Genomic DNA, 10,791 nt, shown 5'->3' with positions numbered 1-10,791 from the left:
ACCCCCACCCGCACGGCCCAGCCAAAGCGTTGGGCAAAGGCCGTCGCGCTCATTGGCTGGGCCGCCGTAATCGTCGCCAGGGACAATCGCCGCTGCCAGACGGGAAAGACAATCACCAGGTCGCGATCGGTCACCTCAAAGGCTACCGGACGGCATCCCAACCAAACCCCGGCGTAGAGGATCACTAAGACCAGGGCCACTCCCGCCAGTTCCCCTTGGGGTTGGAGCAGCGCCGCGATCGCGAAGCCCACGGGCAACAGCAGTAGCCCGATCGTCAGGTTCCGAATCAGGGGCGACATGGGGGCCAACGGAAAACGCTCAGTTGCCATCGTGGACCGTCGCCTTTGGGTATCAACATGGAGTGTGTCGCTCTTCCTATTGGAATTGTAGTGCCCTCTTGACAGGCCCTAGGTTCCGGTACCCAAAAAAAACTCCCCATCATAAATGAGGAGCGGCCTTGAGGATTGCATGAACCAGCAAGAATTCAATTTGTCCGGTCAACTGGACTAGAGCAGAGCGGGCGAGAGGGAAGTGGGCATACTTGGGGTCACTGTGCCATAGCGTGCCCCCCGATAGGTCAAGGCCGGGGTCGGCTGGGCGTGGACGGTATCGGTCACGATCGCCATCACAACCTCTGCACCCCGATACTTACCGATCCGCTTAGTGGTCGTCGTTGGCAGGCTGTTGACAGGTCGTTCGTAGGCAATACCGCGATATTGGAGAGACATGGGAAACACCTCATTGTGTGTGTGGGAAATCTTTGATGCTTCTATCATCGCGAGATCCCCCGACTTCGGCAGTGATGGCAGCCCCCGATCACCGTGATAATACTGATGACACGCCGTGAGGGTAGGCGCTGTGGCCAGTGACATCCGGGCAACCTGACGGTGACAGGCATCACTCACTTGGCATAGCTATCGCTCGTCAGTCAGTTAATTATTCAGACCAACAAATTAGGGCGTTATAGTGTTAAGGATCATCGTCTGCTGTCCCCATGCCTAAACGTCGCCAACGCTCAGACACCCCAGCCGCTAGTGGAGACGCTCCGCGAACGCAGTCGGCTACCCCGGGTGCCAGCCCAGAGCCTAATGGCCACCACCTTCCCGCCAACGGTCACCTCGCCCCCCGATCCAGCCAGAATATGATCCGCATTCGGGGGGCACGACAGCATAACCTTAAAAACATTGACCTGGATTTACCCCGCGATCGCCTCATTGTCTTCACCGGGGTTTCCGGGTCTGGTAAGTCCTCCCTTGCCTTCGATACGATTTTTGCCGAGGGGCAACGCCGCTATGTGGAATCCCTGAGTGCCTACGCCCGCCAATTTCTAGGCCAGGTGGATAAACCCGATGTGGATGCGATCGAAGGCTTGAGTCCCTCGATTTCCATTGACCAGAAATCCACCTCCCACAACCCGCGATCGACCGTGGGCACGATCACCGAAATTTACGACTATCTGCGCCTCCTCTACGGACGGGCTGGGGAACCCCACTGTCCCCACTGCGATCGTTCGATCGCGCCCCAGACGATTGACCAGATGTGCGATCGCATTATGGAACTGCCCGATCGCACCCGCTTCCAAATCCTGGCTCCGGTGGTGCGGGGTAAAAAAGGTACCCATAAAAAGCTGCTGTCGAGTCTGGCGGCGGAGGGCTTTGTCCGGGTGCGGATTAACGGTGAAGTTCGGGAACTGGGAGACGCGATCGATCTGGATAAAAACCAGAAGCATACGATCGAAATCGTCGTCGATCGCCTGGTCAAAAAAGAAGGGTTGCAAGAGCGTCTAGTCGATTCCCTCACCACCTGCCTCAAGCACGCGGGGGGCATTGCCGTCATTGATCTGGTGGGCGATGCCCGCGATCGCGCAGCGTCTTCCCAGGAGAATCGTCAAGTCCCTACAAATGTCGTTGAACTGCCCCAAGTTAAAGCCGGTGAACGCCCCCCAGCCAAGGCAGCGGCAATGGGTGGGGCCTATGCGGCCAATGGGAATTCTCCCCCTGAGGCAGACCAACCGCCCCCCTTGGTCTTTTCTGAAAACTTTGCCTGTCCCGAACACGGCGCGGTGATGGAGGAACTGTCCCCCCGGCTGTTTTCGTTTAATTCTCCCTATGGAGCCTGTCCCGATTGCCACGGCCTCGGCAGCCTGCGCGTTTTTTCAGCCGATCTGGTCATCCCGAATCCGACGCTACCGGTCTATGCCGCGATCGCGCCCTGGTCCGATAAGGACAATACCTATTACCTGTCTCTCTTGTTTAGTGTCGGCAATGCCTTTGGTTTTGATGTCAACATCCCGTGGGAAAAGCTGTCTACCAGCCAGCAGGACATTTTGCTCAACGGTTCCCCCGAACCGATTTTGATCGAAGCCGACTCGCGCTATCGCCAAAGCAAGGGCTACTACCGCCGCTTTGAAGGCATCCTGCCCATGTTGCAGCGCCAATACCAGGAATCGAGTTCCGATCTCTACAAGCAGAAGCTGGAGCAATATCTGGTCGATCGCCCCTGTGCCACCTGTGGCGGCAAACGCCTGAAGCCGGAATCCCTCGCCGTTCGTTTGGGTCCCTATCGCATTACTGACCTAACCGGGGTTTCCATTCGGGATTGCTTAGAGCGGGTGCGATCGCTCACGGGTGAATCAGCAACAGAATCGGCCCTGCTTTCCCCCCGCCAGATGCAAATCGCGGATCTTGTGTTGCGGGAAATTCGGGCACGGTTGCAGTTTCTCCTGGATGTGGGGTTGGATTATCTGACCCTCGATCGCACGGCCATGACCCTTTCCGGCGGCGAAGCCCAACGCATTCGGCTGGCGACCCAGATCGGCTCTGGCCTCACGGGGGTGCTCTACGTTTTGGATGAACCCAGCATTGGCCTGCACCAGCGCGATAATGGGCGGCTCCTGCGCACCCTCACTAAACTGCGGGATCTCGGTAATACCCTGATTGTGGTCGAACACGACGAAGAAACGATCCGGGCTGCCGATCATCTAGTCGATATTGGTCCCGGTGCCGGGGTCCACGGCGGGAAGATTGTTGCCCAGGGGGATCTGGTAACGTTGATGAATGCCCCTAACTCCCTCACCGGAGCCTATCTATCCGGTCGCCGCCGCATTGAAACCCCGGCCCAACGGCGAGCGGGCAATGGTCGCAGTCTGTGGTTGAAAAATGCTCGCCGTAATAACTTGAAAAACCTGGATGTGGAGATTCCCCTGGGCAAACTAGTCTGCATCACGGGCGTTTCCGGCTCTGGTAAATCTACATTGATTAATGAATTGCTCTATCCGGCTCTGCAACATCATTTTGGTCACAAGGTCCCCTTCCCCCAGGAGTTGGATGAAATTAAGGGCTTAAATGCCCTAGATAAGGCGATCGTCATTGACCAGTCTCCCATTGGCCGCACGCCGCGATCGAACCCCGCCACCTATACCGGCACCTTCGACTCGATTCGGGATCTCTTTACCCAAACGATCGAGGCTAAGGCACGGGGCTATAAGCCGGGTCAATTCTCCTTTAACGTCAAGGGGGGCCGCTGCGAAGCCTGCGCCGGTCAAGGCGTGAATGTGATCGAGATGAACTTCCTGCCCGATGTCTATGTCCAGTGCGAGGTCTGCAAGGGTGCCCGCTATAACCGGGAAACGCTCCAAGTTAAATACAAGGGCTATTCGATCGCCGATGTCCTGAACATGACCGTCGAAGAAAGCCTCGACTGCTTCCAGAATATCCCCCAAGCAGCGGCGCGTCTCCAAACCTTGCTGGACGTGGGCCTGGGTTACGTCCGCCTCGGTCAACCGGCCCCCACCCTTTCTGGCGGCGAAGCCCAACGGGTCAAGTTGGCCTCGGAACTGTCGCGGCGGGCGACGGGCAAAACGCTTTACTTAATTGATGAACCTACGACGGGATTATCGTTCTATGATGTCCATAAGCTGCTGGATGTGGTCCAACGGCTCGTCGATAAGGGCAACACGGTCCTGGTGATCGAACACAATCTCGATGTGATCCGTTGTGCCGACTGGATTATTGACCTGGGTCCAGAAGGCGGCGATCGGGGTGGTGAAATCATTGCGGTGGGGACGCCAGAACAAGTCGCCCAAGTACCGGCATCCTATACTGGTTACTATTTAAAACAAATCTTGTCTGGATCTCCGATTTAAGGGGTCAGTGGCTAATCAGTCGGGCACCTCGATTAATTTGGAAGCGAAGCAGTTGAACCGTCTCAACCGACGAGATTACGTTGCTTGTGAGCGCAAGATTTGTATTTTTCGAGGTGCCGAGTAGATTGCGTTCATCTCAAGCTAGGCAAGTTAGCGTTAGTCGTTTAAAGTAAAAGTAGCTGTGCTTCTGGTTTGTTTCTGGAGCTAATTTGGGAACAGTCCATTTATGGCAGGCGTTCCATCTTACCTTGGATATCAAATTCTCAGGAGAATTTCTATTTTACAATAAAATTTGCAATAAAAAGGCAAGAACAGCAATGATAGCGTAACGCGTGAGAATTAGTTTCATCCTACGACTAGCCAACTTGAATGGGGGCGTTCGAGTAGTTGCTATGTACGCTAAGCAATTACAAAAACGTGGTCATGAGGTAACTATTGTTTCCTTCAATCCCTATATGCTTAGCCTTCGCCAAAATATCAAGCAATTATTGTGGGGTAGGGATTTCTTCAAGGCTAGTCAAAGTATTTCTTCATATAGTTATCCGGAGAAACTTAATCACCGCCTTATCCACCATTTTCCACCCCTTAACCCTAGGGATGTTCCCGATGGAGATATTGTAATTGCAACTTGGTGGGAAACCGCAGAATGGGTTGCTAAACTACCCGATCGGAAAGGGACAAAGGTCTACTTTGTCCAAAATCACGAAGCTTTTGATTATTTTACAGGGTCGCGAGTGGAAGCAACCTACCGCTTACCAATGCCTAAAATTACTATTGCTGCATGGTTGCGGGATCTTCTGTGTCATAAATATGAGAATTCTCAAGTTTTTTTGATCCCCAATAGTGTTGACACAACGTTATTCTATGCCCCGCCAAGAAGCAGAAATCCAATTCCGACGATTGGGATGTTATATGCCCAACCCTACTGGAAAGGCTGTGATCTGAGCATCGAAGCGTTTGCGATCGCTGCCCAAAGCATACCCAACCTGCGCCTGATCGCCTTTGGCACTACCGATCCCCTGCCGGAATTGCCCCTACCGGCAAATACTCAGTACTTTAAAACCCCACCCCAAACCAACCTCAAGCATATTTATTCCCAATGTGACGCCTGGTTGTTTAGCAGTCGTATCGAAGGCTTTGGCCTACCAATTCTAGAGGCAATGGCCTGTCGCACCCCGGTGATTGGCACGCCCGCTGGGGCTGCCCCAGAACTATTGGCAGAGGGTGGGGGTATCCTCGTCCCGCCCGAAGATCCCCAGGCAATGGCTGCGGCGATTGTGAAGCTCATGTGTTGCCCAGAGGCAGAGTGGCAACAAATCTCCGATCGTGCCTATCGTCAGGCAACTAGCTATACTTGGGAAGAAGCGACCGATCGGTTTGAAGCTGCGCTTCAGACTATCCTAAAAAATTCTGCCCAATAAACGGCCACTCATGGGCTGCATCTAGATGAGCTTATGCACCCGGAGGATCATCAGGGTGATGGTGCAAAGCCAGGCAGTGCGGCTTGACGGAGGACTGATATTTCGCGCACAATGACGCGTCTGGCTCACCCTCTGTTCGTTCTACTGGGCGGCTCCCTACCTCGTAGAAAATTTTCCATTGCCCAGTGAATCAATGTCAACAATCTTTAGCAGCAAATAGCTAGAGCCTAGAAAATGTCAAAAAAATTTCTACCCCTCATCTTATTATATGGTTTTATACTTGGATGCGCATTTGTAGCCAAAGGACTTTTAAGGCCGTTTGTTAGATTGATTTTGTATAGTTGGATCTTTGTCGTTGTTTATATTTTTAAGCGTTTTTCTCCCCAACGAGCACTCATTATTTCTTTTCTTGTTGCTGTTTTATTTCTGCCAGAAACAGGGATTGTTATTCGCAATGATTTTGTGATTAATAAAACAACTGCTACCAGTATTGGCGCAATCCTGGCTACACTGATTTATTATCCTAATTATTTATTATCTTTCCGTCCGGGATTGCTAGATATTCCGGTGATTATCTGGATTTTGTCTATCATCCCTTCCCAAGTAACAAATGGTCTTAGTGTAACTACACCAATGATTCAAAATATATTGGTGTGGCTAGTTCCTTACCTATTAGGACGTATTTATCTACGGAATCTATCAGATCTTAATCAACTGGCGATTGGTATTTTTATTGGAGGTTTAATCTATGCACCATTATCTTTATTTGAAAACTTTAAAACGCCTAATCTGCATCTCTGGGTATACGGAAGTCCGGCTCGAATTGGTTCTTATTTACAAACATTTCGACTAGGTGGCTATCGACCAACTATCTTTATGGAACATGGTTTAGCCGTCGGGATGTGGATGATGGCAGCGACCTTAATTGGGGTTTGGCTATGGCAAATGAAAGTTCTTCCCAAAAAAATCTGGAACTATCCAACGTCCTGGATTATTGGCGGCTTAGTATTTGTCTTTATACAAGTTCGTTCCACCGGCGCTTACTATTATATTTTGTTAGGGCTATTGGTTTTGTTGGCGGCAAAATTTGCGCGAACGGCCATTCCTTTAGCCTTGATCGCTCTCATTAGTGTTTCCTATGTCTCCTTGGGCGCAACTGGACAGCTTTATCAGATTCCCCAAGTCAGGGAGTTTATGTACTCTGGTACTACAGATGCCGCAGAGGAACGGGAAGGGTCCCTGCGCTTTCGGTTACAAAATGAGGAATTGCTATCAGATCATGCTCGTCAGAGATTTGTCCTGGGGTGGGGCCAAGGAGCTGGACGTAATCGGGTATTTAATGAGGAAGGAGAAGATATTTCAGTGACGGATAGTATCTGGATTATCGAGTTTGGTGTTCGAGGGATTATCGGTCTTTATGGCTTCTGCCTGACATTTTTGTTGCCAGCTTTAAGCTTCGCTTTTTTTCGATATCCTGCCTATACCTGGCGATTCCCCAAGGTGGCGGCAGCAGCTAGTTTAGCAATCATCCTGGTTTTATATGTTTGGGATAGCGCCTTGAATGCTTTTCCCAATGCGATCTATACGTTGGCGAGTGGTGGCTTAGCCACGGTGGTGATGAAGCCCCGCGAAAAGCTCAATTCGCAGCCGTTACGCTCATCCGTGCGAAGCCAGCCCTTACTCCCTGCCCGTTCCTACCGTGCCTAGGGAGCCTCGATTAATGGAGGCGACAGAGCTGCCCCCCACCCCCTGATACAAATGTTTTTAAGACTCAGTTTGTTTTAGATAGCTCAGCAACCAATTCGCTGCCGTGGCCCGACGGGTTAGGCGGGGTTGGAGTTCACCGACTTTATAACCCGCAAAACCTAACTCTTCCTTAAGTAATTGTTTATTCTCCGGTGGAATCGATCGCGTTAATTGCACCGTGGCCGGACGAGATTCTAAAAAATTGGGTGGTTCTGGATAGCGATCGCGCCACTCAGCCGCCACCTGGCGATTATCCCAGCAGCGCTGCACTGGATCATACCGATAGCCTAAAGCACGCCAGACCAACTGATTCACCACTTCATCGGGTAAGGTATCAGCCACAATGGCTTGGATCGTCGTGCGATCGAGGGGGGGTAATTCCATCATGCGAGTATCCGTATCCGTATCTGTCTGTAGGGATGATTATGGGTGATTGATGTCTGTATTTAGGCGCGGAATTGAGGCGCGATCGGAAAGATATCCAGCATCCTGAAGGATCAGCCATGCTCCCGTCAAGCTCCCCCCCGGAGCGCGATCGGCCTCACCTGCCCCGTTCCTTAGCGAGTCACTTTCCCTGAACAGACCACCGTACCCCTTAGAATAGGGACCTGAGCAGTGGACACTGAGGAGATAAGGGAATGGCACTTGAAACCCCAGGCAGTCTGGCGATCGAACAGGGCTTACAAAAATTTCTGCTAATTCTGTCCGTATCCCTGAGCGTAGCCACCTTGCCGCAGATCTTTGCGTGGGCACGCCAAATTCCCTATACCCTGCTGCTGGTCATTGTGGGCCTGGGGCTGGCAACGGTGGATGTGCGGCTGGTGAACCTCTCCCCGGAATTAATCCTGTCCATCTTTCTGCCACCCCTGCTGTTTGAGGCTGCCTGGAACCTGAAATGGTCGGATCTGAAGCGAGACCTGTTTCCCATTAGTCTCTACGCTATCCTGGGGGTGATTCTGTCCGTCCTGGGGATTGGGTTTGCCCTGACGTGGGGGACGGGCATGGCCCTGCCGATTGCCCTCCTGGTGGGGGCCAGCCTCGCCGCCACCGATCCCGTCGCCGTCATTGCCCTGTTCAAGGAATTGGGTGCGCCCACCCGCCTGAAGACCCTGGTAGAGGGCGAGAGCCTATTCAATGATGGCGTCGCGGTGGTGGCCTTTGTCCTCCTCGTCGGTATTCCCTTGGGGCTAGAAACCTTCTCCCCCCAAGTTACCCTGGTGCGCTTTCTCGTGTTCGTAGGCATCGGCGTGGGGATCGGCGGGTTGCTGGGCTTTGGCATTTCCTACCTGACCCAGCGCTTCGACCTGCCCCTGGTAGAACAGTCATTAACCCTCGTCGCAGCCTATGGAGCCTATCTGGTGACGGAGGAGTTGGGGGGATCGGGGGTGATTGCCGTTGTCATTGTGGGCCTAGTGCTGGGGAACTTTGGCTCCCGCATTGGGATGAATCCTCGCACCCGGGTGATTGTCAGCGAATTCTGGGACTTCCTGGCCTTTTTCATTAACTCGATCGTCTTCCTACTCATTGGGGATCAGATCCGCTTGCTTACCCTAGAGGACAACCTGGTGCCCATTGGCGTGACGATCGCCGCCGTCCTCGTGATTCGCTGCTTAGGGATTTATCTACTGAGCCTGATCGGGAATCTGGTTACCCGCCCGCCCCTCGATCTGCCCACCCAAACCGTCCTCTGGTGGGGAGGGTTGCGGGGATCGGTGTCGATCGCGTTAGCCTTGAGCGTGCCCCAGGCCATTGCGGAACGGGATGAAATTATCACGATCGTCTTTGGCACGGTTCTCTTCACGCTCCTGGTCCAGGGGCTAACCATGAAACCCCTGCTGGAAGGGCTGAACCTCTTGGGGAACCAACCCCTCCGCCAACGCTACCTGGAAGTCGTTGCCCGTCAGACCGCCCTCAATCGCGTGTTGGCATATCTTCAGGACAATCGTCAGCGACCGGGCATTGAACCGGAGTTCTATCGTTACCAGGTTGCCTTGGTTGAAGGCGAGTTGAGCAAACTTCAGGCACAAAGCCAAGATCTCAACCGCCAAGATCCTGAATTGCGCACCTTTGTCGCCGAGGAATTTCGCAAGGAGTTGCAGGCGATCGAGGCGGAAACCTATGCTGAATATGTGCGCTCTGGCTTACTGAACCAGGAATTATCGCCTTTCCTGACGGGTAGCCTGAGTAACCATCACGAAATAAATTAGAAATTTTAATTTTAGACCTCGGAGGTCTTCCAGACCTCCGAGGTCTGCTGGAAAGTACTATGTGGATTCCGCACCTTTCTGACGAAGCCCTAGACCGCTTAATCCAGGATCTCTATTCCGAGTCCCAGGCCAACCTGGACTACTTGGTCCTAGTCGTGAGTTCCTGTTTGATTGCGTCCTTTGGGCTGTTGAGTAATAGTGCTGCCGTCATTATTGGAGCCATGATTATTGCGCCCCTGATGTTGCCCATCCGCGCGATCGCCCTTGCGGGCCTCGAGGGCGATCGCACCCTGTTGTCCCAGAGCCTACGGGCGATCGTGATCGGGCTACTCCTGGCGATTGGCTTGTCCTGGTTAGTTGGACGGATTGTCAATGTGTCGGAGTTCGGCTCAGAGGTGCTGGCCCGTACCCAACCCAATTTGTTAGACCTCGGCATTGCCCTAGCGGCGGGGGCCATCAGTGGTTTTGCCAAGGTGCGTCCCCATGTGAGTGATGCCCTAGCCGGAACCGCGATCGCTGTGGCTCTGATGCCTCCCCTGTGCGTTGTCGGCCTTACCCTCTCCCAAGGATCGCTGGGCTATAGCTTTGGTGCATTCTTGCTCTATATGACCAACCTCTTTGGCATTACCCTCGCCTGCCAGGTCATCTTCATCACCGCTGGCTGTGCCAAAACACCACACCTAGGCCGTGACCTCTCCTCCTGGATGACGATCCTATTCACCCTGGCCTTGGCCCTGCCCCTGGGGTTCCGGACCTTCGATCTCCTACGGCAATCGCGCATTCAAGCCACGATCCGCGCCCTGCTCGTCAATCGGACCATTACGGTGGGGCAGCAGACACAACTGAGCCGCACCCGCGTGGAATGGGATCGCAAAGTACCCACCGTTTACCTGTACGTCGCAGCGGATAAACCCCCAACCCCTCGGCAAGTTGGGCTTGTGGAGCAATTTCTGACCAAGGAAATGGGCCAACAATACGAAGTGGTGTTTGTCGTCAGTGAGGTCAAAGAGGTGCGATCGGGGGTCTATACACCCCTGCCCAAGTGGTTCCAACCCGCCTCGACCGATGATCCAGACTCCCTCAGCCCGGCTGTACCGCCGACCCTGCCTTCTCCCCTCTACGATTTCTCGCCGACCCTACCCTCACCCCCCACTCCGGATCGCCTGCCACCGCTCGAAGCGATCCCCACCCCCACCCCCACGCCCTTCCTAGACAACCTTGCACCTAAGGATACTGAGCTTGCCCCTCTTGCCCCCGCTGCTTCCCCTAGCCC

8 protein-coding genes are annotated in these 10,791 nt (G+C 53.5%); 5 read left to right on the top strand and 3 right to left on the bottom strand.

What is annotated here, in order from left to right; all coding sequences use genetic code 11:
- Together ACWIUF_RS11840 and ACWIUF_RS11835 are read right to left on the bottom strand one after the other, a co-directional pair.
- Window positions 1-329 (bottom strand): hypothetical protein (locus ACWIUF_RS11840; RefSeq protein ID WP_448572583.1); only part of this gene is annotated, 329 nt, incomplete at its 3' end.
- A gap of 177 nt (window positions 330-506) precedes the next feature.
- Window positions 507-728 carry a DUF4278 domain-containing protein gene (locus ACWIUF_RS11835; RefSeq protein ID WP_448572581.1) on the bottom strand — a complete coding sequence of 74 codons (222 nt, stop codon included), beginning with the start codon at window positions 726-728 and terminating at the stop codon, window positions 507-509.
- Window positions 729-994: 266 nt separating this feature from the next.
- Between ACWIUF_RS11835 and uvrA the strand changes: the two genes are divergently transcribed.
- The 3 genes from uvrA to ACWIUF_RS11820 all read left to right on the top strand — a co-directional run bounded on the left by uvrA (window position 995) and on the right by ACWIUF_RS11820 (window position 7,272).
- Window positions 995-4,144 (top strand): excinuclease ABC subunit UvrA, encoded by a 3,150-nt coding sequence (uvrA, locus tag ACWIUF_RS11830; protein WP_448572580.1) that lies wholly within the window; start codon window positions 995-997, stop codon window positions 4,142-4,144.
- A gap of 758 nt (window positions 4,145-4,902) precedes the next feature.
- Window positions 4,903-5,565 carry a glycosyltransferase family 4 protein gene (locus ACWIUF_RS11825; RefSeq protein WP_448572578.1) on the top strand — a complete coding sequence of 221 codons (663 nt, stop codon included), beginning with the start codon at window positions 4,903-4,905 and terminating at the stop codon, window positions 5,563-5,565.
- A gap of 234 nt (window positions 5,566-5,799) precedes the next feature.
- Complete coding sequence (locus ACWIUF_RS11820; protein WP_448572576.1) at window positions 5,800-7,272, top strand: O-antigen ligase domain-containing protein; 1,473 nt, start codon at window positions 5,800-5,802, stop codon at window positions 7,270-7,272.
- Window positions 7,273-7,329: 57 nt separating this feature from the next.
- On the opposite strand, the gene ACWIUF_RS11815 is transcribed toward ACWIUF_RS11820, so the two are convergent.
- Window positions 7,330-7,698 (bottom strand): DUF1823 family protein, encoded by a 369-nt coding sequence (locus ACWIUF_RS11815; protein ID WP_448572575.1) that lies wholly within the window; start codon window positions 7,696-7,698, stop codon window positions 7,330-7,332.
- Between the two features lie 251 nt (window positions 7,699-7,949).
- Here ACWIUF_RS11815 and ACWIUF_RS11810 point away from each other — a divergent pair, with 251 nt between their 5' ends.
- Window positions 7,950-9,518, top strand: a complete 1,569-nt coding sequence (locus tag ACWIUF_RS11810; protein ID WP_448572574.1) for a cation:proton antiporter — start codon at window positions 7,950-7,952, stop codon at window positions 9,516-9,518.
- A 59-nt stretch (window positions 9,519-9,577) separates the two neighbouring features.
- Window positions 9,578-10,791, top strand: a 1,214-nt coding sequence (locus tag ACWIUF_RS11805) for a DUF389 domain-containing protein (protein ID WP_448572572.1), incomplete at its 3' end; no start/stop codon positions are given.

This window comes from Trichothermofontia sp., assembly GCF_053493415.1.
Note: the sequence above shows the minus strand (reverse complement) of the source record. Positions and strands in the feature narration are given on the sequence as shown.